Raw genomic sequence first — 26,795 nt, forward strand, 5'->3', positions numbered from 1 at the left:
GACCGGTGGAGACTGGGCGGTCAGGCCGGACCGGCCCGACCGGTTGCCGGGAATCAGTGTCGCGAGGGGTGGAAGTGGACCGTCAGCAGGAGTTCGTCCTCCGTACGCTGGAAGAGCGGGACATCCGGTTCGTCCGGCTGTGGTTCACCGACGTGCTCGGGACGCTGAAGAGCGTGTCGGTGGCCCCGGCGGAGCTGGAGGCGGCCTTCGAGGAGGGCATCGGCTTCGACGGTTCGGCGATCGAGGGCTTCGCCCGGGTCTTCGAGTCCGACATGGTGGCCATGCCCGACCCGACCACCTTCCAGGTCTTCCCGTTCGAGGGCGGGGTCAGCGGCGAGAGCGCCCGGATGTTCTGCGACATCCTGCTGCCCGACGGCGGGCCCTCCTGGGCCGACCCGCGGCACGTGCTGCGCCGGATGCTCTCCAAGGCGGCCGAGAAGGGCTTCACCTTCTACACCCATCCGGAGATCGAGTTCTTCCTGTTGGAGAACGGTCCCCAGGACGGCTCGGTGCCCCTCCCGGTGGACACCGGCGGCTACTTCGAGCACACCACCCACGCCGTGGCCCGGGACTTCCGCCGGCAGGCCGTGCTGGCGCTGGAGCGGATCGGCATCTCGGTGGAGTTCAGCCACCACGAGGTGGCCCCCGGCCAGCAGGAGATCGACCTGCGGTACGCCGACGCGCTGACCACCGCCGACAACATCATGACCTTCCGGCACGTGGTCAAGGAGGTGGCGCTCTCCACCGGGGTGCAGGCCAGCTTCATGCCGAAGCCCTTCACCGACCAGCCCGGCAGCGGCATGCACACCCACCTGTCGCTCTTCGAGGGGGAGCGCAACGCGTTCCACGACGCCGGCGACCCGATGAAGCTCTCCAAGGTGGCGAAGTCGTTCATCGCCGGCCTGCTCACCCACGCCCGGGAGTACACCGCGGTCACCAACCAGTGGGTCAACTCGTACAAGCGGCTCTTCCCGCTTGCGCTGCCCGACCGGATCACCGAGAGCCCGGCGTACGTCTGCTGGGGTCACCTGAACCGCTCCGCGCTGGTCCGCGTGCCCGCGTACGGCAAGCCGAACTCGGCCCGGGTCGAGGTCCGCTCGCTGGACTCGGCGACCAACCCCTACCTGGCCTTCGCCGTCATGCTCGGCGCCGGTCTGAAGGGCATCGAGGAGGGCTACGAGCTGCCCCCGGGCGCCGAGGACGACGTCTGGTCGCTGAGCAGCGCCGAGCGCCGCGCGATGGGTTACGAGGCGCTGCCGGAGAACCTGGCCGAGGCCATCGACGTGATGGCCGGCTCGGAGCTGGTCGCCGAGGTGCTCGGCGAGCACGTCTTCGACTTCTTCCTGCGCAACAAGCGGGCCGAGTGGGAGCAGTACCGCCGCGAGGTCACCCCGTACGAGCGGCAGCGCTACCTGTCTCTGTAGCTCACCCTGGCGCCGTATCGCCTGCGCCTGCATCGCCTGAGGCGGTCCGCGGACATGGCGGCGGCGCAATCACCGAGACATGGCGGTATCCCGGCCTCGGGAAACCGCCATGTCGGCGATCCGGAGTGGATCAAGGGTGGGTCACTTGTCGGTCGTACCCCAGGGGCCGTGGTGGCCCCGGCCGCCCGGGCCCGGGAAGACGCCGGCCTCGGCGGCCTTGGTGATGGCGTCGGCCTGCTCCTGGGTGAGCTTGCCGTCCTTCACCGCCTGGTCCAGCCGCTCCTTCAGCATCGCCTGCCGGTCCTCGGTGGACGGGCGCTCCGGCCGGTCGGCCTTGCGCTGCTCGCGCAGCTTCTCCAAGGCGGCGGTGACCTTGTCGGTGGGGACGCCCAGCTCCTTGGCCAGCGCCTCGGCGAAGTCGGCCTCCCGGTCGGCCCGCTGCTGCTGCCGGTCGGTGCCCTGGTCGCTGCTGCTGCTGGCGCTGGGGGCCGGGGTGGCGTTGTCCTCGGCGAACGCCACCGTGGGGGCGGCGATCCCCACGCCGAGGACGCCGGCGGCGGCCAGGCCGGCCAGCAGGTGCTTCTTCGACATCGTGCGGGACATCAGTCCTCCGTTTGGTCGGTGGTGGTGCGATGACGTGACCGACAGTGACGGGCGGAGCTGGGGGGAACCCGTGGCGAACCTGTCAGCGCGCTGACAATCCGGCCCGTCAGCGGACGGCGGGGGAGACGGTCAGGGTCCCGGCGTCGCTGTCGAGGATGGCGGGGGTGCCGACGGGGACGGTGAGCTGGCCCACGCCGTGGCCGATCGGGAGGCCGCCGAGGACCGGCACCCCGAGGTCGCCGAGGCGTTCGGTGAGCACGTCGGCCGCCGTCGTCTCCCAGCCGTCCGCGCAGTCGGTGAACTGGCCCACCGCCACGCCGGCCACCCCCTCCAGCGCGCCGCAGCGGCGCAGCTGGGTGAGCATCCGGTCGACCTTGTACGGCGGCTCCTGCACCTCCTCGACCAGCAGCACCGCGCCGGTCAGGTCCGGCATGTCCGGAGTGCCGATCGAGGCGGTGATCAGGCAGAGGTTGCCGCCGAGCAGCCGGCCCTCGGCCCGCCCCGGCACGCGTACGCCGAAGGTCTCCTCGTCGGCCACCGCGGCGACCGTCACCGGTTCGGTGGTCATCAGCGCGGCGTGCAGCGACTCCGCGGAGCGGGGCGGGGTCCGGTCGTCCAGCCAGGCCGCGCCCGGGCCGTGCACGCTGGCCAGCCGGGCTCCCCGCCAGAGCGCGAACTGCAGGGCGGTGATGTCCGAGAAGCCGGCCACCACCTTCGGGTCCCGGCGGACCGCCGCCATGTCGACCAGGTCCACCACCCGCTGCGCGCCGTAGCCGCCCCGGGTGCAGAGCACGCCGCGCACCTCCGGGTCGGCGAACGCGGCGTTCAGGTCGGCCGCGCGCAGCTCGTCGCCGCCGGCCAGGTAGCCCTGCCGGGCGTACCCGTTCGGCGCCAGCACCGGGCGCAGCCCCCAGCCGGTGAGCAGCTCGATGCCCCGGGCCACCCGCTCCGGCCGGGTCGGGCCGGACGGGGACACCAGCATCACCGTGTCGCCGGGACGCAGGACGGGTGGGCGCAGGCAGTCGTCGGTGAGCACAGCGGGAGCCTAGTGCGCGCCGGGCTGAGCCGTTCCGGGCGTTCGGCGGCGTACCGGATAGCCTCGACACCGTGGCGACCGCGCTGGTGATCGAGAACGACCCGACCGACGACCTCCGCCGACTGGGGGAGTGGCTGACCGAGGGGGGCCTCCAGCTGCGGGTGCTCCGCCCGCACGCGGGCGAGGAACTCCCCGCCGACCTGGCGGGGTACGCCGCCCTGGTGGTGCTCGGCGGCGAGCAGCAGGCGTACCCGCTGCCCGACGGCACCCCCGGCGCACCCTGGTTCCCCGCGCTGGAGGGGCTGCTGCGCAAGGCGGTGCGGTACCGCGTCCCGACCCTCGGCGTCTGCCTCGGCGCCCAACTGCTGGCCACCGCGCACGCCGGCCTGGTGGAGCGGAGCCCGTCCGGCCCGGAGGTCGGCCCGGGCGTGGTCGGCAAGCGGGACGCCGCCGACGCCGACCCGCTCTTCCGGTACGTGCCGCTGATCCCGGACGTGCTCCAGTGGCACTCCGACGAGATCACCGAGCTGCCCCGGGGCGCGACGCTGCTGGCCGCCTCCACCCGCTACCCGCACCAGGCGTTCCGCCTCGGCGACCGGGCCTGGGGGCTGCAGTTCCACATCGAGTGCGACACCGCGATGATCGCCGACTGGGCCCGCGACTCGGACCTGCTGGCCGAGCTGGGGTACGACGAGGAGCTGGTGGTGGCCGCCTGTGACCGGGTGATGGCCGACGTCGAGGAGGTCTGGCAGCCGTTCGCCATCCGGTTCGCCGCCCTCGCCCTCGGCGAGCTGGACGACGACGCCCCCCGCCGCAGCCTGCCGCTGCTCGGGCACTGAGATGACCCGACCGGCCAGGGGCCGCCTCGCCCGGTACGGCTTCGCCGAGGGCGACGGTAGGGCGCGCGCCGCCGACCTGCTCGGCCCGGACGGGCTCGGGCTGTGGCGGCCGGACGCCCAGGAGCCCGCCGGCGAGCGGGCCGTCGAGCTGCTGGCCGCCCTCTCCCGGGCCGCCGACCCGGACCTGGCGCTGCGCCAGCTGCACCGCCTCGTGGAGGCGGAACGCCGCGCCGCGGGGGCCGGGCGGGCGGTCGCGGCCAACGGCGGCGCCGGGGAGCCGACCAGGTCGGCGCTGCTCGACGCGCTGCACGACGACCCGGGGCTGCGCCGTCGGCTGGTCGCCGTGCTCGGGGCGTCCTCGGCGCTCGGCGACCACCTGGTGGCCAACCCCCACCAGTGGCCGGTGCTGGCCACCGCCCCGGACGGGCTCGCGCCGACCGCCGACGGCCGGCTCGACCTGGCCGCCGCGGCCCGGCTCACCCCGTCCACCCAGCCGGTCGCGGCGCTGCGGCAGGCGTACCGGCTGGCGTTGCTGCGGATCGCGGCGGCCGACCTGACCGGCGGGCGCGGCCTGGAGCAGACCATGGCGGCGCTCTCCGCGCTGGCCGACGCCACCCTCGCGGCCGCGTACGAGATCGCCGTCGGTGAGCTGCCGGAGGGGACGCCACGCCCGCGGCTGGCCGTGGTGGCGATGGGCAAGTGCGGTGGGGACGAGCTGAACTACGTCTCCGACGTGGACGTCATCTTCGTCGCCGCCGCCGAGGACGACGTCGCCGCCGCGACCCTGGTCGCCACCCGACTGATCCACGTCTGCGGGCTGGTCGCCTGGCCGGTGGACGCCGCGCTGCGGCCGGAGGGCAACCGGGGGCCGCTGGTGCGTACCCTCGCCAGCCACCTGGCCTACTACCGGCGCTGGGCCCGCACCTGGGAGTTCCAGGCGCTGCTCAAGGCCCGGCCGGCGGCCGGCGACCTGGACCTCGCGCGGGAGTGGGTCGACCAGCTCGCGCCGCTGGTCTGGTCGGCCGCGGAACGCCCGGAGGCGGTCGAGGACGTCCGGTCGATGCGTCGGAAGATCATCGACAACGTCCCGCCGAAGGAGCTGGAGCGGGAGATCAAGCGCGGCCCGGGCGGGCTGCGGGACATCGAGTTCGCCGTCCAGCTGCTTCAGCTGGTGCACGGCCGGGGCGACGAGTCACTGCGGGCGCGGGGGACCATCCCGGCGCTGCGCGCCCTGGTCGCCGGCGGCTACGTCGGCCGAGCCGACGGCGAGGCGCTGCTGCGTGGCTACCGTTTCCTGCGCGGCGTCGAGCACCGCCTCCAGCTCCAGGGCCTGCGCCGCACCCACACTGTGCCGACCGAGCCGGCCGCGCTGCGCTGGCTGGCCGCCGCGCTGGACTACGCGGCCACCCCGGGCCGCAGCGCCGTCGAGGAGTTCCGGGCCGAGTGGGTCACCCACGCCACCGAGGTACGCCGGCTGCACGCCAAGCTGCTCTACCGGCCGCTGCTGGAGTCGGTGGCCCGGGTCCCCGCCGACGGGCTGCGGCTGACCCCGGAGGCGGCCCGGCACCGGCTGGAGATCCTCGGCTTCGCCGACCCGGCCGGGGCGCTGCGGCACCTCCAGGCCCTCACCGGCGGGGTCAGCCGGACCGCCGCGATCCAGCGCACCCTGCTGCCGGTGCTGCTCAGCGAGTTCGCCGACGCGCCGGAGCCGGACCGGGGGTTGCTCAACTACCGGCAGGTCTCCGACAAACTCGGCAGCACCCCCTGGTACCTGCGGCTGCTCCGCGACGAGGGGCCGGTGGCCCGCCGGCTGGCCCGGGTGCTGTCCTCCTCCCGGTACGCGGCCGACCTGCTGGCCCGGGAGCCGGAGGCGCTGCGGCTGCTGGCCGAGGACACCGAACTGACCCCCCGGCCCCGCGAGGTGCTCTGCGAGGGCTTCGCCGCCGCGGCGGCCCGGCACGCCGACCCGGAGCAGGCCACCCGGGCGGTACGCGCGCTGCGCCGCCGGGAACTGGTCCGGCTGGCCTGCGCCGACGTGCTGAGCCGGGCCGGCACGCTCGCCCCGCTCACGCCGCGTCCCGCCGACCCCGGCGCCCGCGCCGAGCGGGTGCCCACGCTCGGCGACATCAATGCGGTCGGCACCGCCCTGTCCGACGTCACCGACGCCACCCTGGCCGCCGCGTTGCGGACCGCGCGGGCCGCCCAGCCGGAGCTGCCGGGGCTGCGCTTCGCGGTGATCGGGATGGGACGGCTCGGCGGCTACGAGTCCAACTACCTCTCCGACGCCGATGTGCTCTTCCTCTACGACCCGCCGGCCGGGGCGAACGAGAGCGCTGCCAGCGCCGCCGCGCACGCGATCGCCGAGGAGCTGCGCCGGCTGCTCGGCGTGCCCGCCCCAGATCCGCCCCTCGGCGTGGACGCCGACCTGCGCCCGGAGGGGCGGCAGGGCCCGCTGGTCCGCAGCCTCGCCGCGTACGCGCAGTACTACGCGCGCTGGTCGAAGGTGTGGGAGGCGCAGGCGCTGCTGCGCGCCCGGTTCGTCTGCGGGGACGCCGACCTCGGCGCCGAGTTCGAGGCGATGGTCGACCCGGTGCGCTACCCGGCCCACGGGTTGACCCGCGAGCAGGTGGTGGAGATCCGCCGGATCAAGGCCCGGGTGGAGACCGAGCGGCTGCCCCGGGGGGCCGACCCGGCCACCCACACCAAGCTCGGCCGGGGCGGTCTCGCCGATGTGGAATGGGCGGTGCAGCTGCTCCAGCTCCGACACGCGGGCGAGGTGCCGGCGCTGCGCGGCACGCGTACCCTCGACGCGCTCGCGGCGGCCCGGGACGCCGGCCTGGTCGACGCGGACGACGCGGCGGCGATGGCCGCCGGCTGGACGCTCGCGGCGCAGGTCCGTAACGCGCTGATGCTGGTCCGCGGCCGAGCCGGGGACCAGCTGCCCCGGCACGGGGTGGAGCTGGCCGGGGTGGTGCGCCTGCTCGGCCGGGACGACCCCGGCGAGTTCCTGGATGAATACCTGCGCACCGGCCGCCGGTCCCGGGCCGCGATGGAGCGGGTCTTCGGTGCCTGAGGCGTCCACCCGCCGCGGCCGGTCCGGGGCCGACCGTCGGGCTCCGGCCGGTCGGCTGGCGGCCCCGGCGGTGGCGCTGCTGCTCGGCGTGGCCTTCCTGCTCGCCCCGCCGATGGGCACCGACCTGGCCGCGCAGGTCGCCCGGGCCGGCTTCGTCGCCCGCCACGGCGGCACGCCGATCGACCTCGGCTGGTACGGCGGGGTGAACCAGTACGGCTACAGCCTGTTCACCGCCCGGCTGGGCGCGTGGCTCGGGGTGCGGCCGCTGGGCGTCCTCGCCGCCGTGCTGGGCGCCGCGGCCCTGGGCTGGCTCTTCGTCCGGCACCGGGCCCGCCGGCCGGTGCTGGCCGGCGTGCTCGGCGCGGTGGTGCTGGTCGGCAACCTGGCCAGCGGCCGGATCACCTTCGCTGTCGGCCTGGCGTTCGGGCTGCTCGCGCTCTGCGCCGTCGGCGCCGGATGGCCGGTGCGGCCGGCGCGGCTGATCCTGGCCGCCGTGCTCGCCGCGGCCGCCACCTGGGCCAGCCCGGTCGCCGGGCTGTTCACCGGCCTGGCCGGCGCGGCGCTGCTGCTGGCCGGGCTGCGCCGGGGCGACGGCCCGGGCCGCCCGCTGCCGGGCGGCTGGCGAATGGACCGCCCGCTGGGCGAGAGTCTGGTCCTCTGCCTCGCGCCGGCGCTCGCGCTCGCGCCGATGGCGGTGCTGTTCGGCAACGGCGGCACCCAGCCGTACTCGGCCGAGTCGATGCGGATCAACGTGGCGCTGGCCGTGCTGGTGTTCGCCGTCGTGCCCCGGCGCCGCCGGGTGCTGCGGATCGGCGCGGTGCTCACCGTGCTGCTCCTGGTCGCCGCCTTCTATCTGCCCAGCCCGGTCGGCTCCAACGCGCTGCGGCTGCCGATGCTGTTCGCGCTGCCGGTGCTCGCCGGGTACGCCCCGCTGCCCGGCGCGTGGCTGGCCGGGCTGCTCGCCGCCACCGTCTGGTGGCAGAACCCGGTGATGGTCAGCGACGTGACCCGGGCCGGCTCGGCGGAGAGCGCCGCCGCGTTCCACCGTCCGCTCGCCGACGAACTGGCCCGGCGGCAGCCCGTCGGCCGGGTCGAGGTGGTGCCGCTGCGCGACCACTGGGAGTCGGCGTACCTGCCGCCGACGGTGCCGCTGGCCCGGGGTTGGGAACGCCAGGTCGACACCGACCGCAACGCCCTCTTCTACGCCGACGGGCTGACCGCCGACGCGTACGCCGACTGGCTGCGCCGGGAGGCGGTCCAGTACGTCGCGGTCGCGCCCGACGCCCCGCCGGACCGGTGGGGACGCGCCGAGGCCGACCTGATCGCGGCCGGCCAGCCCTACCTGCGCGAGGTGTGGCGCAACGCCGACTGGCGGCTGTACGCGGTGGCCGACCCGACGCCGCTGGTCGGCGCGCCGGGCCGGCTGGTCGCCGCCGACCAGGCCCGGGTGCGGTTCACCGCGGACCGGGCCGGCGACGTGCCGGTCCGCGTCCGGTGGTCGCGCTGGCTCTCCCTCGCCGGGCCGGGCGGCTGCCTGCGGCCGGGGCCCGACGGGTGGACCGAGGTACGCGTGCGTATCCCGGGTGAATTCTCGGTCTCCAGCAGCATGGCGCCGGCGAACCACTGCTGAACACGCGCCCTGGTCCGGTGCCCACCGTCGGTCCCGGCCGAGCGGGCTGGCAGCATGGCGGGGTGTCTCACCACCTCTCGCGCTGGACCGGCCTGGCGGGCTCGGTGCTGCTCGCCGTGGCCGTCTTCCTCGGCGGCGCGTTTCCGCACGGGAACCTGCGCCCCACCCCGGTCGGCATCTGGCAGGGCCCGCACGGGCCGCTGATCCTCGGTGCCTGGCTGGTCGGCACCGCGCTGCTGGTCTGGGCCTGGTGGTCGCTGCGCGACCGGGTGCCGTCGGTCCGCTGGGCGCTGGTCACGGCCGGGCTCTGGCTGCTGCCGATGCTGGTCGCGCCGCCGTTCGGCAGCCGGGACGTCTACGCGTACGCCTGCCAGGGCGCCAGCTACGCCGGCGGGATCAGCCCGTACGAGCACGGCGTCTCGGCGCTGCCCTGCCCGTGGCTGGACACCGTCTCGTACATCTGGCGGGACAGCCCGGCCCCGTACGGGCCGCTCTTCGTGGTGCTGGCCGGCGCGGTGGTCAAGGCGACCGGCTCGCTGACCGCCAGCATCGTGGTGTTCCGGCTGCTCAGCCTGGCCGGCGTGGCGCTCACGGCGTACGCCGTGCCGGTGCTGGCCCGGCGGTGCGGGGTGCCGGCCGGGCGGGCGGTGTGGCTGGCGCTGGCCTGCCCGCTGGTCGCCATGCACCTGATCGGCGGCCCGCACAACGACGCCCTGATGGTCGGGGCGCTGGTCGCCGGGCTGGCCGTGGTGGCGTCCCGGCCGGGCCGGCCCGGCCCGCTGCTGGCCGGCGGCGCGCTGCTCGGCGTGGCGGTGGCGATCAAGGTGACCGCCCTCGTCGTGGTGCCGTTCGCCGCGCTGGCCGCGATGGTCGGGCCGTACCGGATCCGGACGCTGGTGCGCGACGGCGGGTGGGTGGTCGGCGGCGCCGTCGCGGTCGTGGTCGGGGTGACCTTCGGCGGTGGCCTGGACTTCGGCTGGGTCGGCGGCCTGTCGCAGGGTGGGGTGGCGATCGCCTGGACCTCCCCGCCGACCGCGGTCGGCCAGACCGTCGGCTATGTCGCGGCGTTGTTCGGCGCGCACGTCGATGCGCTCCCGGTGACCCGGGGGATCGCCGTGGTGCTGCTGGCCGTGCTGCTGGTGTGGCTCTGGTGGCGGGCCCGGGACCGGAACCCGCTCTACCATGCGGGGCTGGCGCTGGCCCTGACCGTGTCGCTCTCCCCGGTGGTGCATCCCTGGTACTGGATCTGGCCGCTGAGCGTCCTCGCCGCGACCGCCGCCCTGCGGGAGAAGTGGTACCTCGTGGTGGCCGTCGTCGGGTCGTTCCTGATCCTGCCGGACGGCACCGGCCTGCCCCGGTGGTCCAAGATGCCCGGCGCACCCCTGATGACGCTGTTGGTGATCGTGGTCACGGTCCGGTTGGTACGGTCGGCTCGGGCGGCTCGGAAGCCGGTCCCCGCCGACGCGGCAGCCGACTGAGGAGAGGTGCCGGTGACCGAGCCGGACGCGGTTCCCGACGGGCCGGTCCGGCCCGTGGCCGCCGCGTTCGCCCGGTACGCCGGGCTGCTCGGCGCGGTGCTGCTGACCGTCGCCGGCTGGCTGGGCGGCGCGCTGCCCGACGCCCCGCCGGCCGACCGCCTCGGCGACGTCTGGCGCGCCCCGCACGGGCCCGCGGTCCTCGGCTGCTGGCTGGTCGGCACGCTGCTGCTGGTGGGCGCCTGGTGGTCGCTGCGCTGGGGTGCCCCGTCGGCCCGGTGGGCGTACCTGACCGCCGGGCTGTGGCTGCTGCCGCTGCTGTTCGCGCCCCCGCTCTGCAGCCGGGACGTCTACTCGTACGTCTGCCAGGGCTGGTCGTGGACGCACGGCGCCGACCCGTACCGGGTGGGGGTGGCGGCGGCCGGCTGCCCGTGGACGGACGCGGTGCCGCCGATCTGGCGGGATACCCCGGCCCCGTACGGGCCGTTCTTCGTTCTGCTGGCCGGCCTGGCAGTGCTGGCCGGGGGCGGCCTGGTCGGCGGGCTCGTGCTGCTGCGGGTGGTCGCCGTGGCGGGGCTGCTGCTCGTCGCGCTCTGTCTGCCCGGGCTGGCCCGGGCCGTGGGCGTGCCGACCCGGCGGGCGGCCTGGCTGGCATTGGCCTGCCCACTGGTCGGGGTGCACCTGGCGGCCGGCGCGCACAACGACGCCGTCGGGCTCGGTCTGGTGCTGTTCGGGCTGCTGTTGCTGGTCCGCAAGCCGGGCAAGCCGCGGGCGCTGGTGGTGGCCGGGGTGCTGCTGGGTCTGGCGGTCGCGGTGAAGGCGGTCGCCGTGGTGGTGCTCCCGTTCGCCGCGCTCGCCGCGGTGCTGGGCCGCTACACCGGGCGGGTGCTGCTGCGGGACGCGGGTTGGCTGGCCGGGGGAGTGCTGGCCGCGGTGCTGGCCTGCTCCCTGGTCACCGGCCTGGGGCTGGGCTGGGTGGATGGGCTGGCGCGCAGCGGCGACTCCGAGCAGTGGACGTCCCCGCCGACCGCGGTGGGCTTCGTGGTCGACTACGCGGGCGCCCTGTTCGGTCGGGAGCCGCACGCCGTGCCGGTCGCCCGGCTGGTCGCCCTGGTGCTGCTCGCGGCGCTGGTGGTGGTGCTCTGGTGGTGGGCCTGGACGTCGCTGCGCCGGCTGGACGACGTCCGGCAGTGGGTGGTCCGGCTGGCGGCGGCCCGGCCCCGGGTGGCGCTGACCGGCGCGGGCCTGGCGTTGGCCGGCACGGTGCTGCTGGCCCCGGTCTTCCACCCCTGGTACGCGGTCTGGCCCCTCGCGCTGCTGGCGGTGGCGACGCGGTCGCCGGCCCGGACGGTGTGGTTCGTGGCGCCGTGTGCGGTGGCGTCGGTGCTGGTCCTGCCGGACGGCACGAACCTGGTCCGGTTCACCAAGGCGCCGGGGGCGATCCTGATGACAGCGCTGGTCGTGCTGGTGGCCGTCGGGGCGGTCCGTGCCCTGCTGGCCCGACGCGCCCGCTGATCCTCGCGAAGTCCTTGACCCGACCTGCGTCGTCCTCTACATTTAACGTGTTTGCTAATTAACGAGGTGGCTATGTGGTGGCGACCGACCGACTCAGCGTCATCTTCGCGGCGCTGGCCGACCCGACCCGGCGGGCGATCCTCGCCCGGCTGGCCGAGGGGGACGCCACCGTCGGCGAGCTGGCCGAGCCGTTCGCGATCAGCCTCCCGGCGATCTCCCGCCATCTGAAGGTGCTGGAGCAGGCCGGGCTGATCACCCGCTCGCGGACCGCCCAGTGGCGCTCCAGCAGCCTCAACCCGGAGCCGCTGCGCGAGGCCACCACCTGGATGGAGCGCTACCGGCAGTTCTGGGACACCAACTTCGACCGGCTCGACGCGCACCTCAAGCGGATGCGGGCCGAACAGGAAACACGAGAGAGGGAAGCACCATGACCGAGGCCATGTTGCAGGAACTCGTCATCACCCGCGTCTTCGACGCACCGCGCGAGCTGGTGTGGCGGGCGTTCACCGACCCGGACCAGTTCGCCCAGTGGTTCGGCCCGGTCGGCTGGGCGGTGCCGCGCGACACCGTCGACATGGACGTCCGGGTCGGTGGCCACCAGCGGTTCACCATGGTCAACGACGAGGACCCCGGCATGACCTCGCCGGCCGACGGCACCTTCAGCGAGGTCGTCGAGCATGAGCTGCTGGTCGGCTACGAGGAGGCCCAGGGCGTCCCCGGCCTGCCCGACGGCACCCGGATCACCCTGCGGCTGGAGTTCCACGAGGAGCCCGGCGACCGGACCCGGCTGGTGCTGCGCCAGGGCCCGTTCGCGCCGACCATCCTGTCCGGCGCCGAGGAGGGCTGGGGCAGCTCCTTCACCAAGCTGGACGCCCTGCTCGCCCGCTGAGCGGCGCCCGGAAACGGCCGGGCCGGCCCCGCTGTCGCGGAGCCGGCCCGGCCGGGTGCTGGTGGAGCCGGTCAGCAGTCGAAGTACATGGCGAACTAACCGCGCATGGCGGCTGACCTGGGGGAGAGGCGTCGATCAAGCCGCTGAGCAGGTCGTGCGTCGTATATCAACTTCCATCGTCGTCCAGTGTTTCCAGGCGGCATCTGTACCCCTCGTGTACCTAATGATCATGGGGTGGTGGTGTGCGAGTGGTTCCGAGGGGGACCGGTGCGGCATCCCGTCGCGCAGGCTCCGCCCTGCCGGGCCGCGCCGACCTGGTCCAGGTGGAGCGCCCCACCGGACGAACGACCTGGACCAGGTCGGCGCGGTCTGGTGGCCTCCGGTGTGCGACGGGTACCCGGTCGCGGCCCGGGCATCCCAGAGTCGCCGAGGGTCCGGGGCGAGTAGCCCCGGCCGCCGGAGGCCATCCCCGGGTCGTAGGGCCGGAGGCCCTACCCGCCGGAGGCATCGCCCCGGCTGGCCTCCTTGAAACGTGGCAGCAGCGGCCAAACGGGGGTGAACGCATCGTCTTGCCAGCCCGGTCCCAGCGCTCGGCTGACATTGATGTACACCGGTCCGTAGGACGTGTCCAATCGCCAGTTGTCCCACTGGTCCAGATCGTGCTCAGCAAACCGCGCCAACAAGCGGAACATGGCTGCCACTTCGGAGTCGGTGAGCGGGCCTCCTGGATGTTCTCCCATCTCGGCAGAGTGCCATCGGTGGGCTGATAGCACCAAGCCGAAGCCCGCGTCCGCTGTACCTCGGCGGACGCCGGGCTTCGTCGTGCCCGCCGGAGTTCGCGTGCCGCCGGGGTCGCCGCGCCGGTAGCGAAGCGGCAAGGCGCGGCGTGCCCCGAGCGGCGCGCAGCGGCCCGCAGGGCCGCCTTGAAGACGTATGGAAAGTTCTCAGCGAACCGGCGGCAATGTCGTACTCCGGTTGATGCGTTACACCTTGACTCCGCTTGATGGTTTACGCGGTCCCCGATCCGCTGGCTACCGACTGTGAACCTCTGGCCGAAGACGCGGATGTGGCAACATCCGCTTCTGCCGATGAGCGGTAGACGAGCGGCTGGCTATGCTGCCGGCCATGAGCGAAGCGTCTCCGCAGCCTTCCCCGTCGGCGGCCTCCACCGAGGCCGAGCCCCTGTTGTCAGTTCTCGAGCGCAACCGGCGGACCTTCGCCTGGAAGACGTCGGGGCTCGACGAGAAGAGTCTGCGCGCGACCACGGCGGCCAGTGCGATGACGCTCGGTGGTCTCGTCAAGCATGTGGCCCTTGTCGAGGCAGACTGGCTGGCGGTCAAGCTCGCCGGACAGGAGTACGGAACCCCGTGGGACACCGTAGATTTCGACGCCGACCCTGACTGGGAATGGCGCACGGGGGCGCTGGACTCTCCGGAAGATGTCTACGCAGTGTGGCGAGACGCTGTGGAGCGTTCGCGCGAACTCGTGGCTGAGGTCATCAAGGAGCGCGGGCTCGACGGGCCGGCGTCCTTCACCTGGCCGGACGGCCGCACGCCTACGGTCCGCGCCATGCTCCTAGACATGGTTGAGGAGTACGCACGACACACGGGCCACGCGGACATCCTCCGAGAGGCAGTGGATGGTCGCGTGGGTGAAGGCGCGCCTGAAGACTTCACCGTCTGAACGTCCTCAACTGCCGCGAACGGTGCTGGAACGGGCTGGCTCCAAGTGTCGGTCAGCCGGCGAGCTGGTCGCGGCGGCGGGTGAGGTAGGCCCGCTCCGCGGGGTTGCCGGCAAGACCGATGGCCCGGTCGTACGCCGCCCGCGACTCGCCGCCGCGCCCGAGTCGCCGCAGCAGGTCGGCGCGCGCGGCGTGGAAGGCATGGTAGCCGTCAAGGACCTCGCCAAGCCGGTCGATCTCGGCGAGCCCGACCCCGGGGCCGTCGACCTCGGCGACCGCGACCGCCCGGTTGAGCCGCACGATCGGCGAGGGGTCGAGCAGCACCATGCGGCCGTAGAGGGCGACGATGGTGGACCAGTCGGTGTCTCGGGCGGATGGGGCACCCGTGTGGACCGCGTTGATCGCGGCCTGCAGCTGGTAGCGCCCGGGTGGGTCACCGCCGGCCGCCACCGCCTCGAGCCGCTCGCGAACCAAGGCGTTGCCCTCGGCGATGAGGGTGCGGTCCCATGCGCCGCGGTCCTGCTCGTCGAGGGTCACCAGCTCCCCGGTGCGGGACACGCGCGCCGGCCGCCGGGCGTCAGTGAGGAGCATCAGGGCAAGCAGGCCGGCTACCTCGCCGTCGTCCGGGAGGAGAGTTCGGAGCAGGCGGCCGAGGCGGATCGCCTCGTCGGTGAGGTCGACGCGCACCGGGTCGTCCCCCTCGCTGGCGAGATAGCCCTCGTTGAAGACGAGGTAGACGACCGCGAGCACGCCGGCGAGCCGGTCGCGGATGTCGTCGGCCCAGGGCACCCGGTAGGGAATGTGTGCCGCCTTGATCTTTGCCTTGGCGCGGGTGATCCGTCGCGCCATCGTGGTCTCCTGCACCAGAAAGGCGCGGGCGATCTCGGGGACGGTGAGGCCGCCGAGCAGGCGCAGGGTGAGCGCCACCCGGGCCTCCAACGCGAGCGCAGGGTGGCAGCAGGTGAAGACCAGTCTGAGCCGGTCATCCTCAACCGGGCCGGTCGGCTCAGGAGGGGTGTCGTCGTACACGATCCGGGCCGCCTGGTGCTTGGCGTCGCGCTGCGACTCGCGACGGAGCCGATCGATCGCCTTGCGGGTCGCGGTGGTGGCGAGCCAACCGCCGGGATTGGACGGTACGCCCTCGCGCGGCCACCGCTCTGCAGCCGCTACGAACGCCTCGGCCGTCGCTTCCTCGGCGACGTCGAGATCGCCGAAACGGCGCGCGAGGCCGGCGACCACCCGCGCCCACTCCTCGTGGTGGACACGGGTGATCGCCTGCTCGACGGTGGGACCAGTCACGGCTCCAGCAGCGCTCGGACGGATTCCTCGGTTCGGAAGGGACGCACCTCGACCGTGCCGCGGCACGCTTTCGACCCCTCGGCGGCAAGCGCCAGGGCCACGTCGAGGTCGGCCGCCTCGATGACCCAGAAGCCGCCGAGGTACTCCTTCGTCTCCAGGTAGGGCCCGTCCGTGAAGGCCGGCCTCTCGCCCTGCCCGTCGACGGTGGTGGCGGTCGTCGCGGGCTCCAGGCCGTCGGCGAAGACGAAGTGACCGTCCCTCTGGAGCCTCTCGGTGAAGGCGCCGGTGTCGGCGAACGCCTGCAGCATGGCCTCCTGGGAGGGGTAGGTGCCGAACTCGGTGCGCTCGGCCGGTCCGTAGACGGACAGCAGGTACCTGGGCACCGCGCTCACTTCTCCCCAGAGCCGTTACGCCGGGCCTGCCCGGGACCTCGGAACCGGTGCACCTCCTGCGGCCAGTCGAGCACGGTCGCGAGCCTGCCGGCCCAGTATCGCGCCGCCGCGTCGTCGGGCACGTCCACGACGGCGAAGCCGCCGAGGTGCTCCTTGGTCTCGACGTACGGGCCGTCGGTGAAGACGGGCTTGCCGTCAACCGGCTCGACACTGCACACCGCGGTGGACCGGTCGAGCCCGCCGTTGGTGAAGATCAGGACACCGTCGGCCTGCATCTCCTCGATCACGGCCCGGGCGGCCGTGCCCTTCTCGCGCAGCTCCTCCGCCGTGTGGTCGGGCACCCACTCATCGTTGAAGGTGATCAGGTACTCCGTCATGGTCGTCTCCTCTCAGTCCCCGGACGAGGGCCTTTCCCGACTCCTCGTGTCCGGCGGCCCGGCCGGCCGCCGCACACTAGTTCCACGAACGGCTACGCCTTGATACGACACCATCCCGGAAACTCCGTTTCAAGGCAGCCCCGGCGTAGTGGCTGAGGAAAGGATCGACCTCCGTCCTTCGAAACGCACACTCGCCCGCTTGACTCCCCGGCAAACCGCGAGCAGTTGGGGAGGTCGAGCAGGTTTGAGTGTCGCGGATGTTCGCCCCTCGTCTGCAGATACGGAACACCGTGACCGCTCACTCATGCCGCGATCCGCGTGCTACGCGGCGTCACGAAGTGCTGACTCGGCCGGCATACGCACATGCCGATGACAGTGCGTCGAGGATGGCCGCCGCCGACGCTCAACGTGCAGTGGCGTCAGCGAGGATCGCCTGAAGTCGTGCTCGGCATTCGGCGACGAAGGCGGGATAAGTGTGCCAGTAGTAGGAGATTCCGCTGACGCCCACCGCGATGGCCCAGGCCCTGGCGCGAGCCCAGGTCAGATCGTCGAGGTCCAAGGCGTTCCAGTAAACCTGTCGTGCTTGGGGCGGCAGATCCCAGACGGTTGAGTGCTCGGCGTCGGGAAAGCCGACCGACAGGCCTCCGAAATCGATGACCGCGTGAAGCTTGCCCTCCTGCACCAAGAGGTTGGTGGGCTTGAGGTCGCCGTGGAGCCACACGTGTGGTCCGGAAGGCTCAGGCAGGGCGAGCGCGGCGGTCCACAACCGTTCCAGAGTCTCGACGTCGAGTTCCGCATCAACCGTGGTCCGACAGTCTTCGAAGCACGTGCTAATCCATTGGTCGCAGGGCTGCAGGCAGCCTCCGCGGTACCAGCTGAGGTCACCCGTGCGAGTCGTTCCCATCAGGTCGATGTTGTGGAGCTCCCGCACGAACGCCGCCAGGTCGGTTCCGAAGGCGGCCCAGTCCTGGACGGTGTCCGGCTGGGCTTCGTTCCCATCGAGCCAGCGGTAGACCGACCAAGAAAGCGGGAACGTTGTGGTGGGCGTGCCGACATGGACCGGCTCCGGGACCGGACACGCGAGCAGCGGCGCCAGACGGGGAAGCCATTCCTGCTCCTTCCGCACGGACCGCGCCTTGTCAGCCGTTCGCGGAAGTCGCACGAGCAGGTCGTCACCCAGCCGGTACATGGTGTTGTCCGTGCCCGCGCCCGCCGGCGACAACGACAGGCCAGCCCACTCCGGGCACTGCGCCTCCAGCAGCGACCTGACAACCGCCTCGTCGATCGGAACCTCGTTCTCGTGCAGCGTCACGCCGGGGATCTTTCCGCCGGATGACATGGCAAGCCAGTGATTTCTCGGTCGACCGGAGTAAGACGCACTCTGCCGCGATCCGCGCGTTACGGAGCGTCATGTCAAGCGAATGGAGCCGACGTCCGGACTTGCCGAGATGAGGATGCTTTCCCTTCGGTGCCGGAAGGAACCGCGGCAATGCTGGATCTTGGTATGGTCGGCGCCCTTTTCGGAGGAGATGGGCGTGACCGACGTTGCTGTTGAGGGATCCCGTCGTACCCATGCCGCGGTGGTCGCAACTGCCGCTGTTGCGCTTGGCCTGCTCGCGTTCGCGGCCGACTCCGTCCAGGGCGTTGTGGGGCAGGTCCTGATCGCGCTGACCAGCAGCGGCTTCGCTTGGGGCTTGGCGGCGTTCCTGGCCGGCCGTTCGGCTGCCACGGCGAAACGAGCGGTTGGCGGTGCCACCGCGCTGTTGGTGCTGGCCACGCTGCTCTATTACCTGCTTGTGCTGATGGTCAGTCGCCGCTGGAGTGGGGGCACCCTGGAGGACGGCACGTCGGCCGACCTGCTGGGGCTGCGCTCGGTTGCCATCATGACGGCGCTGTGGCTGACCGGGTGCCTCGTCGCGGGACCGATGCTCGGGCTGCTCGGCCATATCGTGCGAGTCGGCAAAGCGTCGACCTCGACGCTGGCCGCGGGTGCGATATGCGGCCTTCTGTCGGGCGAGGGCTGGCAGGCCGTGATGCTGGCACCGCCCTGGCAGCTGTTGACCGTGGCCGACCCGTACCAAGCAGAGTTCTTCCGAGGCGTTGTGGTCGGGGAACTCGTCAAGATCGTGCTTCCGATCGTCGTCCTGGCCTGGCTGGCCACGGCGCACCGCCTCTGGCGCGCATGGCCGATGCTGCTTACCGCAGCCATCTCAAGCGGTGCCCTGAGTGCGGCGCTGTGGTACGTGCTCTACGCCGCAGCAAACAGCATCTGAACGCGCCGACCAGACCGCAGGCGCGGGTGGTCAGGTGCGTCAGGCATCCTGATCTGCCGCTGGTCGGGCGTTGGCGGCTCAGCGTGTGGCGCACACGTCCGATAGTCGATGGGGAATGCGTTGGTCGGGATTGATTGCACGGAATCCTCGACGTCGTGGTGGGCGCATCCAATAACCGCTCCTGCGCAGGTAACGGAATCTGGCTGCAATCCACCGCGGACACGGCGAAGGAGGGCCGGCTCAGCTGCCATGCGCCCAATAGTCGCGGACCGGCAATTGAAGCCAGAGGTCCGGCGGGCCGGTGAACGGGCGGGCGTCCGTCGGCTTCAGGCCGGCATAGGCGCAGCAGTAGGCAACGGCCTTGTGCCGGTACAGGTATGTGCGCAGAATGTCCTCGGCCGAATCGTCGGCGGCGGACCACCCACCGCCGGGGTGTAGGTCCCAGCCTGCGATGACGCCGTCGCGGATGATGCTGCCCTGGTTGCCGCTCTTCGGGTTGGCGTACATCGCGTAGCACGCGGTGGAGGTAGACAGCCGCCTGGCGACCCCCGGGGTCGACGCCCCGTACGCCCACGGCTGGCTGACGACGCAGCCGCCCGGCACGTCCGTGACACCGACGGTCAACAGGGCATTCTCACTCAACGGGTCGTACTCGAAGGCCTCAGCCATCGACTCCGGACGTCGTACTCGACGACGATGCCTTCCAGCCGCCGCACAGCTTCAGCCGCGTCGATACCGCCCACGCAGGACAAGCTGAAACCCTCGTAGTGGAAGTCGCCCAGCACACCGATGAGGCGATGTGCCTCCGCAACGGCGGCAGACTCGGACTGCGACAGGCCTTGAGTGCCGGGTGGAGCGGCGAACAGGCCGGGGGTACGGCTGGCCAGGCTCAGGCGCCCTGGCGACCAGCCCGCCATCATCGACCGCCACGGGTTCGCGCCGGCTGCAGCGAGTGCGCGGGCGCTATCGGATTTGTCGGCCTGCACGGCGACCCACAACGCGGTGCGACCGTCGTGCTCCACGTCGACGTCATCGACGAGGCCCGCCAGCTCGGCGACCACGTCGGCGGAGCCCCATTCAGCCGCCAGATGCAACGGCCGCCGCCGTTGGTGTGCGTTTGGGTCGGCGCCAGCGGCGAGCCGCGCACGCACCTCGGCGAGGTCCGACCAAGACCGCAAACCCATCCGGGACCATCCGCCTTCGTCTGCCACGCCCTGACCCTCCCCAAGTCGCATCGTTGACGGGCCGAGGATAGAGGCATCGACCGATCCATACGAGCCCGACTGACTGCACCACTCTCCGAGCAGCATCGTCCTCATTTGCCGCTGTCCGCACGTTGGCCCCGCCCGGCGCAGTGCGCTGTCGTGCCGATGAGCGGAAGTTGTCAGCTGACATCGAACCGCTCGCCGCGATCGATACAGGCCTGTGCCACGACAAGTAGGACAGGGCCCTAGCATTGCCTGCGTGATCGGGGACTTCGCGGACCGGCTCCTGCGCGAACGTGGCCAGTCTCGACCCCTGCGTAGCGGTCGTCGAGGCCGGCGAGCAGGATGTCGACGGGCTGACCGACTACAGCCCGGACGGCCACCAGGCCCGCGCCGACCTCGCGGCCCACGCCCTGCGCGAGCTCGGGACCTTGCGCGAGGCGCTGCCCGCCGCGACCCCGCTGCACGCTCACCTCGCCGAACGGCTGCATGCCCGCATCGCCTTCCACGATGCCGGGGAGGACCTGCGCGAACTGCACGCTGCGGCCACCGGCCCGCTCCAGCTCATCCGCCAGGCCGTCGAGGCCGCGGTACCGGGCCGCGGCGCCGAGGGCGCGGCCTTCGAGGAGGGCTGGGCTCGTGTCGGCGCGCGCCTGGCCGCGATCCCCGCGGCCCTGGATGGGTACGCCCGCAGCCTCCTACTCGCCGCCGAGCGCGGCCATTTGCCGGCGCGGCGTCAGGTGGAGCTCGTGATGCAGCGCTGCCGCAACTGGATCGACGACGATGTCGCCCTGGTGGATCGCTACGGCGAGGGGCGTCAGCGGGCGTCGTTGCAGGCCGCAGCGACGGGCTCGCGAGAGGCGTACCGGAAACTGGCCGGGATGCTGACCGCGGACCTGGCACCGCGGGCCGTTGAGGAGGAAGCGTTCGGCCAGCAGCGGTACGCACTCTGGGTGCGCACCTTCCTCGCGGCCCAGCCCGACCTGCGTGAGCTGTACGACTGGGGCTGGGACGAGTTCCGAGCGATAGAGGCAGAGCTGATCGCGGAAGCGAAGGCCCTGGGCGGGAGCGTGCCAGAGGTGCTCGCCTGGCTCGCCAGCCCCGACGCGCCCGGCACGCTGCACAGCAGGGAGGCGTTCGCCGCGTGGCTGCAGGAGCTGCTGGAGGCCGCCACCGAGCGACTGGACGGCATGCACTTCGACATCCCCGCCCCGCTGCGGCGCATCGAGTCGCGGGTGACCACGTCGTCCGGCATTGCCTACACCGGGCCGTCGCGGGACCTGACGCGGCCGGGCCGGGTCTGGTGGTCCCTCCCCGAGGACGCAGCGAGTTTCCCCACCTGGTACGCCTACAGCACCGCCTATCACGAGGGCGTTCCCGGCCACCACCTCCACCTCGGCTCCGAGGTCTGCCGGGGCGGCCTCGGGCAGCGGCTGAACCTGCTCGGCGGCCTCTCCGGCAGCCAGGAGGGCTGGGCACTGTACGCCGAGCGGTTCATGGACGAGCTCGGGCTCTATGAACAGCCGGGTGCGCGACTGGGGTATCTATATATGCAGCTCCTGCGGGCGGCACGGGTTGTGGTCGACATCGGCCTGCACCTGCGACTGCCGATGCCGTCCGATGACGGCGCATTGTGGACGCCGGATGCTGCGTTGGAGCTGCTGCGGGACCGCTGTCATCAGGGGCCGTACGCGTCCGCCGAGCTCGCGCGCTACTTGGGCCGGCCAGGGCAGGCGCTGGCCTACAAGGTGGGTGAGCGCCTGTGGCTGGCAGGCCGCTCGTCCTTCCCCGGCGACCGGCGAGCGTTCCACCGTCGGGCGCTGGAACTGGGCTCGCTGGGGTTGGACCAGTTGACGGCCGCCCTGACCGCATGACCGAGCGTCACTCGTGCATGGCAGTGAAACAGGTCGGACACCACGCTCGTAACTCCTTACGCTTCCCCCCGATCCAGCGAGAGCAGGGCCGTGGTGTCCGCGGCCGCCTCCTGACCTCCTGGACGTCCGGATCTGCCGCTGACATCGTGCTCGGACGCCGCCTGGAAAACCCAGCTGCTCGGGTTGCGGGATGGCACCATACTGCGTCTGGACCGGTGGCAGAGCCGGGTTATTGCAGCACTCAGAACACGCCGGGCACGCACGGGCGATTCGACGGTGCGTGGGGCCGCTGGCAAGCCATGCCCCACCGGGGGTCCAAATCCCCTCCGGTCCGCCGGCATCCTGATCTGCCGCCGACCGCGCGTCACGGCCAGCGGATGGAGCCGACGTCCGGTCGTAGCCGATGTGAGGGCGCCGACGACGCCAACATCAAGGCCGCAACTGCCACTACCGACGACGCGGCTACCCCTGGCCAGCTGCCGTCTAGATCCACGTAGCCGCCGGTCTGACATGATCACGACGTGCCCGACCCCGAGTCGACCGACGGCAGTCCGCCGCCGGAGCCGCCCGCGGCGAACGCACGCAGCGAACTGCTCACGCTGCTCGTGCTGCTGCTCGCCTCGGCCATGCTGCTCGCGCTGTGTTTCGGCGGTGCCGCCATCTGGCTGTACAACTAATCGGGGTCCGGCAGGAGCAGGCCGCCTGGGTCACCGCTCTGACTGCCGTTGCGGTATTTGGCTTCGCGGTCATGACCGGGGCAGCTGCCATGTCGATGTTCGCCGCACTGCTGGACCGCTCGGTGGCCCGCATCGGGGAGCTGGCGGCCGATGGCCGCCATTTCGACCGGCAGGCTATCGCCGAGATCGCGGACGTCTGGGACAACAACACCTTCCCGCTGTTCAGTACAGCGCTCAGTCGCCCTGCGTGGTTGCGTGAGCGGCGCGCGAGGGCTGCGCTGGTATGGATGGCAGAGCTGGGACCGTCCCGCCGGGCGTGGATGATCGAGCAGGCCGCAGTCGCCGGACACCGGCTGGAGCCCCTGCTGCCCCCGCTCGTCCACCCTGTCGTGCACTACCGCGACTACCGGGGGGAGATTCAGCCCGGCATCGGGCCGCTGACCGCGACGGCTGTCCCAAGCGTCGCGAAGGACTACGACCTGGCCCGCGCCGAGGTCCGCGCCGTGCGGGTGGAACGCGCTGGGCATGAGCTCTGCGGCTACGTCGCCCTGGCGGCTCCGCGCCGCTACGCCACGCCGGGCGACCACGGAGACGCGGTCGTGCAATTGTTCCTCAGCGACGTCCGGGACGTGCGGTTCGACAGCGGTGACGGAGCCGGCGCTACCGTGGCCGCCGATACCGCCGGAGTCGAGGTCCGTGTCGGCACCCAGGGCCGCCTCCGCGCCGCCTCGGCCACCGTCTGGTTCGACGACCCGTCGTGGCAGTTGTCGCCAGACACATAGCCCGGCGGGTCAGGCCGGAAACACCCTTAAATCCACAGGCCCTTTGAGCCCGCGCTTATGGGCGGGTGCACGCTTCTGCCGCTGACCGCGCGTCACGGAGCGCAGCTGCTGTCCACGGGTGACGGCGCGCGGTCGTGCCGAATCGAGTGTGGTCAGTGTGTTTGGGTCTTCCAGACCGGCAGTTGGGGCTCGTCGTTGTGCACGATAATGTTGGCGTGATCGGTCGGGTGGACCGTAGCGAAGTAGAACCGTTGGGAGGGGATGTAACGCTCGCGCCAGCGCCGTTCGACTTCGGCCCGAGACGACACCCGGCGCTCTCGGATCACGGCACGATCCACCGTTTTCTCGAGTGCCGTCGACACAAAGATGCGCAGGTCCCACCGACCAATCAGTTCCGGGCGCATGAGGAAGACGCCGTCGAAGACCAGTACGGCGTCGGCTGGGGCAGTCGTGAACGGCGGGGACAGCGCAGTATCTCCGGTGCGTTCGTAGACCGCGTGTTGGAAGCGTCGGTCTCCGCCCGGGCCGAGCGGATCGAGCAGAACCCGGTTCAGCGCGTCGTAGTCGTGGGTGTCGAAGTAGCAGCCTTCGGCCGAGTACTCGCCGCGCGGATAGCGCTGTGCCCGGGGGAAGAGGAAATCGTCGATCGTCGCGCGGATGACGTCGCGGCCCTGTTCGCGCAGGACGACGGCCAGCTCGTCGGCGAGGGTGGTCTTGCCTGCGGCGGGCGGTCCGTCGATGGCAACCCGCGTCGGGTGTGCGACGGTGACGGACCCGACTGCCTCAGCCAGGAGGCCGAGCATCTCGTCGCGGTTGCCTTGGTCCATGGTCTGCCCCGTCCCAGTCTCGCGAAAGTCGCCGTGTCGGGCCGACCTTATGCGCGCCAGCCTTTTCGCGCCTGCCAATGCCCGAGTGAGCCAGATTGCCGCATGCGGAATTGGCTGCGGTCGTGGCGCAAACGCACTGTCATGCCGGCGCTGGTCGCGCGGTATTGCGTGAACGTCCTACCGCCAGTTGCGCGTCTTGGCTGACCAGCCGGGCGTCTGGTCACCGGGCGACGAGGCGCAACGGAGCTGAGTCGACGAGCTGCGTCGTGGCTCGCTACCGTCGCGCGATGAAGCGTCTGCGGCGGTACCGCTATGTCGGTCGGGCAGAACTCCACGACGAAATTCCGGCAGCGGAGGCGGTCATCGTCGTTTCTGGCGCCGCTCTTGACCGCTGGCTCGCCGGGCGTGCACGAGCCGAGCTGGACGGGCCGTTCACCTTCGTCGTGGCGCTCGACGGTCGCCTCAGGCTCGCCCCGCGCCGCAGCGAACACGTCGCCTCAGGCTCGCCCCGCGCCGCAGCGAACAGGTCGCCTTGGCCGCCGGCCGAGACGTGCTCGCCGCGGGCGAGATGACGTTGACGCACGATGCCGATGTTCGCCGCGTGCTTGACAAGACCAACCAGTCGACCGGCTACTGCCCCGATCCCGACTGCTGGACGGCAGTAGGCGAAGCGCTCGACGGCCTCGGCCTGAACCCCGGCGACTTCAGCGTCAAGATCGTCTTCCGCCGGTGCCTTTCCTGCGGCGAACGCAACATCGTTCGCGACGGCGACTTCACCTGCGCCCTGTGCGACAGCGCTCTGCCGACGCTATGGAACTTCGCACCCGCTCGATCGGCATTCCAGCCGACATCCGCTTCTGCCGCCGACCGGGCGTCACGCTGGGTAAGTGGCCACAGTGTCGAGGCCGTCCGGTCGTGCCGATGACAGTGCATCGCGGATAGGCGGCCGACATCGGATCGTGTGCGACCATCGGGTCTTGCGTGAGACGTCATGCCGATGAGGATGTCGCGGTTCCAGAGCTGGTTATGGATCGATGGGAAGGATCGAAGCCACCTGGCAGCTCCGTCGACGAAGCCCCCGGTGAGCACGAGCAGCGCCGCCGCGAGGTTGAACGGCGCCAGCCGCACCGCCGGCACCGACGCCGGACTGCGTGAACAGGATCAGATGGGCGGAGATCACCACGAGGTAGCCCAGGCCGAAGACCACTCCCGTTTGGTCGAAGGCGTGCGGCACCCCACCGCCGCCAGGAGAAACCCGGCCATCCCCGCGAAAAGCAGCAGCTTCTGCGAATGCGGCACGCCCGGGGTGCTGCAACCCCGATCGCTGAGCCTGGCAGCCGGTAGCCGGCGGCGGCCGTTACATCCGTGGATCGCGCCTACGCCGCGGCTTTCGGCGCGGGATCGGACGCGGCGGCCAGCGCCGGCTCGTGCCTCGGCGTTGCGACCCGACCGGAACGCCAGGCGAGCACGCCGGCCCCGATGGCCGCGACCGCGCACAACGGCCAGAGCGCTGCGGGGGCGACGCTGTAGACGAAGGCGCCGACGGGTGGGGCGAGCATGCTGCCACTGGTTGCAGCGCCGGTGTAGAGCCCCTGGTACCGGCCGACCAGGTGCGGCGGGGCGGCGTCCAGCACATGCGCGGTGGCGGTCGTCTTGTAGAGGATCTCCCCCATCGTGAGCACGACCATCGCGGCGACGGCCAGCCAGCTGGCGGTGCCGAGGCCGAACAGCCCGAAGCCGAGTCCGACCAAGGCGTACCCGGCACCGATGATGCCCAGCGCCGGCAGCCTGCGCAGCGCCATCGTCGCCGGGATCTCCAGGATGAGGATCATGCCGGACCCTAGGGCGATGAGCGCCGCGTAGAGGCCGATGGGCTGACCGTGGTCGCGCAGGTAGACCGGCAGCGTCGAGTAGAGCTGCCGGTAGACGATGTCCACGACCACGATCGCCGGCAGCAGCAACAGCAGGGCGCGATCCGTGCGTACGCTGCGCCACAGGCCGTGGGCCCGGACTCCACGCGGGGCCGGCGGCGGCTCGGTGGGCAGCAGCCGCGCGGTCGCCGCCCGCACCAGCAGGGTGACGGCGCCGTCGATGACGAAGAGCCAGGTGAAGTCGTACGCCGAGAGCAGCGCGCCGAGCGGTGGCCCGATCACGCAGCCGGCGTTGAAGGCGGCCCGGGTGACCGCCACCGAGCGCCGGCGGTCGCCGGCGGGCACCGCGAGGGCAACCAGCGCGCCCTGCGACACTCCCGAGGTCGCGCCGGCGTAGCCCAGCAGCGGCATGCCCACCGCGAGGACTGCCGTCGGCAGCCACGGGATGGCCAGGGTGCCCAGCCCGACGAAGGCCGACGAGACCAACAGGATCCGGCGGTGACCGAAGTGGTCGCCGAACCAGCCGCCGGTGAAGTTGCCGACCAGCATGCCCGCACCCAACCCACCGCTGATCAGCCCCGCAAAGCCGATCGGCAGGTCACGGGGGCCCGTGAGGTACAGAAACAGGTAGAAGTACATGAACGTGCCGGCGGCGTTGACGAAACGACCGGCGGCGAGGGTCCAGACGATGCGGGGGATGTCACGCACGCGTACTCCTTCTCAGCCTCTGCAAGAGACACACCGTAGGCGGACCGGATCACGAAGCCCAGGGAGCCGGCTGGTTGCCGGGAGATAGCGGATCGAGGGCGACCTGACTGGGGCACCTGTAGGCCGAGGAGGGCTTGCTCACTGGCATGCCCGGCAAAAAGTCGTGACCTACAGGCGACAACGGCATGAGTCGGCAGGCTGCAGCGACGCGGGCTCGCCCCTGCGCAGCCAAGACCAAGCACACTGTCATGGCGCGAGTCGCACGCCGCTGCTGGGGCATCCGTCACCCGTAGTTCGGCCAAGTGAGCGCGACCAGCACGGCGACGCCGCCAAAAAATGGGGCTT

At 72.1% G+C, this 26,795-nt stretch carries 26 protein-coding genes and 1 pseudogene; 16 read left to right on the forward strand and 11 right to left on the reverse strand.

Features of this window, described 5'->3' with window-relative positions; all coding sequences use genetic code 11:
- The first annotated feature begins 74 nt into the window (after positions 1–74).
- On the forward strand, positions 75–1,424 hold the full coding sequence (gene glnA, locus GA0070613_RS17095; protein ID WP_089013217.1) for a type I glutamate--ammonia ligase: 1,350 nt from the start codon (positions 75–77) through the stop codon (positions 1,422–1,424).
- Between the two features lie 141 nt (positions 1,425–1,565).
- Here the strand turns inward: glnA and GA0070613_RS17100 are convergent, their stop codons facing one another.
- Together GA0070613_RS17100 and GA0070613_RS17105 are read right to left on the reverse strand one after the other, a co-directional pair.
- Positions 1,566–2,027, reverse strand: coding sequence for a hypothetical protein (locus GA0070613_RS17100; RefSeq protein WP_089013218.1), 462 nt, complete (start codon positions 2,025–2,027; stop codon positions 1,566–1,568).
- Between the two features lie 106 nt (positions 2,028–2,133).
- The gene (locus GA0070613_RS17105; protein ID WP_089013219.1) at positions 2,134–3,063 is read right to left on the reverse strand and encodes a S66 peptidase family protein; all 930 of its coding nucleotides are present in this window, start codon (positions 3,061–3,063) and stop codon (positions 2,134–2,136) included.
- Between the two features lie 71 nt (positions 3,064–3,134).
- Between GA0070613_RS17105 and GA0070613_RS17110 the strand changes: the two genes are divergently transcribed.
- The 7 genes from GA0070613_RS17110 (at position 3,135) to GA0070613_RS17140 (ending at position 12,484) form a co-directional block, all read left to right on the forward strand.
- Positions 3,135–3,902, forward strand: coding sequence for a type 1 glutamine amidotransferase (locus tag GA0070613_RS17110; RefSeq protein WP_089013220.1), 768 nt, complete (start codon positions 3,135–3,137; stop codon positions 3,900–3,902).
- 1 nt (position 3,903) lies between these two features.
- The gene (locus GA0070613_RS17115) at positions 3,904–6,975 is read left to right on the forward strand and encodes a bifunctional [glutamine synthetase] adenylyltransferase/[glutamine synthetase]-adenylyl-L-tyrosine phosphorylase (protein WP_089013221.1); all 3,072 of its coding nucleotides are present in this window, start codon (positions 3,904–3,906) and stop codon (positions 6,973–6,975) included.
- Positions 6,968–8,605: a hypothetical protein gene (locus tag GA0070613_RS17120; protein WP_089013222.1), complete on the forward strand. Its 1,638-nt coding sequence runs from the start codon at positions 6,968–6,970 to the stop codon at positions 8,603–8,605. The genes GA0070613_RS17115 and GA0070613_RS17120 overlap by 8 nt, the downstream gene beginning before the upstream one ends.
- Positions 8,606–8,667: 62 nt before the next feature.
- Positions 8,668–10,083, forward strand: a complete 1,416-nt coding sequence (mptB, locus tag GA0070613_RS17125) for a polyprenol phosphomannose-dependent alpha 1,6 mannosyltransferase MptB (RefSeq protein ID WP_089013223.1) — start codon at positions 8,668–8,670, stop codon at positions 10,081–10,083.
- A gap of 12 nt (positions 10,084–10,095) precedes the next feature.
- A complete protein-coding gene (gene mptB, locus GA0070613_RS17130; RefSeq protein WP_089016002.1) occupies positions 10,096–11,595 on the forward strand; it encodes a polyprenol phosphomannose-dependent alpha 1,6 mannosyltransferase MptB in 1,500 nt (499 codons plus the stop codon).
- A gap of 77 nt (positions 11,596–11,672) precedes the next feature.
- Entirely contained in the window at positions 11,673–12,026 is a 354-nt protein-coding gene (locus GA0070613_RS17135; protein ID WP_089013224.1) for an ArsR/SmtB family transcription factor, read from the forward strand.
- Positions 12,023–12,484 carry an SRPBCC family protein gene (locus GA0070613_RS17140; protein WP_231929247.1) on the forward strand — a complete coding sequence of 154 codons (462 nt, stop codon included), beginning with the start codon at positions 12,023–12,025 and terminating at the stop codon, positions 12,482–12,484. Before GA0070613_RS17135 ends, GA0070613_RS17140 begins: the two co-directional genes overlap by 4 nt.
- A gap of 491 nt (positions 12,485–12,975) precedes the next feature.
- On the opposite strand, the gene GA0070613_RS17145 is transcribed toward GA0070613_RS17140, so the two are convergent.
- The gene (locus GA0070613_RS17145; protein WP_172875724.1) at positions 12,976–13,185 is read right to left on the reverse strand and encodes a hypothetical protein; all 210 of its coding nucleotides are present in this window, start codon (positions 13,183–13,185) and stop codon (positions 12,976–12,978) included.
- 424 nt (positions 13,186–13,609) lie between these two features.
- On the opposite strand from GA0070613_RS17145, the gene GA0070613_RS17150 reads away from it, so the two are divergent.
- Positions 13,610–14,167, forward strand: coding sequence for a DinB family protein (locus GA0070613_RS17150; protein WP_089016004.1), 558 nt, complete (start codon positions 13,610–13,612; stop codon positions 14,165–14,167).
- A 52-nt stretch (positions 14,168–14,219) separates the two neighbouring features.
- On the opposite strand, the gene GA0070613_RS17155 is transcribed toward GA0070613_RS17150, so the two are convergent.
- The 4 genes from GA0070613_RS17155 to GA0070613_RS17170 form a co-directional block, all read right to left on the reverse strand.
- A complete protein-coding gene (locus tag GA0070613_RS17155; protein WP_089013226.1) occupies positions 14,220–15,464 on the reverse strand; it encodes an RNA polymerase sigma factor in 1,245 nt (414 codons plus the stop codon).
- Entirely contained in the window at positions 15,461–15,847 is a 387-nt protein-coding gene (locus GA0070613_RS17160) for a YciI family protein (protein ID WP_089016005.1), read from the reverse strand. The genes GA0070613_RS17155 and GA0070613_RS17160 overlap by 4 nt, the downstream gene beginning before the upstream one ends.
- A gap of 5 nt (positions 15,848–15,852) precedes the next feature.
- Complete coding sequence (locus GA0070613_RS17165; RefSeq protein ID WP_089013227.1) at positions 15,853–16,233, reverse strand: YciI family protein; 381 nt, start codon at positions 16,231–16,233, stop codon at positions 15,853–15,855.
- A 403-nt stretch (positions 16,234–16,636) separates the two neighbouring features.
- Complete coding sequence (locus GA0070613_RS17170; RefSeq protein WP_089013228.1) at positions 16,637–17,545, reverse strand: aminoglycoside phosphotransferase family protein; 909 nt, start codon at positions 17,543–17,545, stop codon at positions 16,637–16,639.
- A gap of 223 nt (positions 17,546–17,768) precedes the next feature.
- On the opposite strand from GA0070613_RS17170, the gene GA0070613_RS17175 reads away from it, so the two are divergent.
- Positions 17,769–18,506 carry a hypothetical protein gene (locus tag GA0070613_RS17175; protein WP_157746374.1) on the forward strand — a complete coding sequence of 246 codons (738 nt, stop codon included), beginning with the start codon at positions 17,769–17,771 and terminating at the stop codon, positions 18,504–18,506.
- Positions 18,507–18,746: 240 nt separating this feature from the next.
- On the opposite strand, the gene GA0070613_RS33000 is transcribed toward GA0070613_RS17175, so the two are convergent.
- Together GA0070613_RS33000 and GA0070613_RS33005 are read right to left on the reverse strand one after the other, a co-directional pair.
- On the reverse strand, positions 18,747–19,175 hold the full coding sequence (locus GA0070613_RS33000; RefSeq protein ID WP_197698914.1) for a hypothetical protein: 429 nt from the start codon (positions 19,173–19,175) through the stop codon (positions 18,747–18,749).
- Positions 19,145–19,717: an ankyrin repeat domain-containing protein gene (locus GA0070613_RS33005; RefSeq protein ID WP_197698915.1), complete on the reverse strand. Its 573-nt coding sequence runs from the start codon at positions 19,715–19,717 to the stop codon at positions 19,145–19,147. The genes GA0070613_RS33000 and GA0070613_RS33005 overlap by 31 nt, the downstream gene beginning before the upstream one ends.
- 290 nt (positions 19,718–20,007) lie before the next feature.
- Here GA0070613_RS33005 and GA0070613_RS17185 point away from each other — a divergent pair, with 290 nt between their 5' ends.
- The 4 genes and pseudogenes from GA0070613_RS17185 (at position 20,008) to GA0070613_RS17190 (ending at position 23,044) form a co-directional block, all read left to right on the forward strand.
- On the forward strand, positions 20,008–21,585 hold the full coding sequence (locus GA0070613_RS17185; protein ID WP_231929248.1) for a DUF885 domain-containing protein: 1,578 nt from the start codon (positions 20,008–20,010) through the stop codon (positions 21,583–21,585).
- A 209-nt stretch (positions 21,586–21,794) separates the two neighbouring features.
- Positions 21,795–21,919 (forward strand): annotated as a pseudogene (locus tag GA0070613_RS32115).
- A 187-nt stretch (positions 21,920–22,106) separates the two neighbouring features.
- Positions 22,107–22,262, forward strand: coding sequence for a hypothetical protein (locus GA0070613_RS32120; protein WP_157746375.1), 156 nt, complete (start codon positions 22,107–22,109; stop codon positions 22,260–22,262).
- Positions 22,263–22,351: 89 nt separating this feature from the next.
- Positions 22,352–23,044, forward strand: coding sequence for a hypothetical protein (locus tag GA0070613_RS17190; RefSeq protein WP_089013230.1), 693 nt, complete (start codon positions 22,352–22,354; stop codon positions 23,042–23,044).
- A gap of 152 nt (positions 23,045–23,196) precedes the next feature.
- Here the strand turns inward: GA0070613_RS17190 and GA0070613_RS17195 are convergent, their stop codons facing one another.
- On the reverse strand, positions 23,197–23,871 hold the full coding sequence (locus GA0070613_RS17195) for a nucleoside/nucleotide kinase family protein (protein ID WP_089013231.1): 675 nt from the start codon (positions 23,869–23,871) through the stop codon (positions 23,197–23,199).
- A gap of 287 nt (positions 23,872–24,158) precedes the next feature.
- Here GA0070613_RS17195 and GA0070613_RS33010 point away from each other — a divergent pair, with 287 nt between their 5' ends.
- Positions 24,159–24,443: a hypothetical protein gene (locus GA0070613_RS33010; protein WP_197698916.1), complete on the forward strand. Its 285-nt coding sequence runs from the start codon at positions 24,159–24,161 to the stop codon at positions 24,441–24,443.
- 29 nt (positions 24,444–24,472) lie between these two features.
- On the forward strand, positions 24,473–24,796 hold the full coding sequence (locus tag GA0070613_RS33015; RefSeq protein WP_197698917.1) for a hypothetical protein: 324 nt from the start codon (positions 24,473–24,475) through the stop codon (positions 24,794–24,796).
- Between the two features lie 451 nt (positions 24,797–25,247).
- Here GA0070613_RS33015 and GA0070613_RS17205 read toward each other — a convergent pair whose 3' ends face one another.
- Entirely contained in the window at positions 25,248–26,450 is a 1,203-nt protein-coding gene (locus tag GA0070613_RS17205) for an MFS transporter (protein WP_089013232.1), read from the reverse strand.
- Between the last annotated feature and the right edge of the window lie 345 nt (positions 26,451–26,795).

Origin of the sequence: Micromonospora inositola, assembly GCF_900090285.1 — a bacterium.
Classification (GTDB): domain Bacteria; phylum Actinomycetota; class Actinomycetes; order Mycobacteriales; family Micromonosporaceae; genus Micromonospora; species Micromonospora inositola.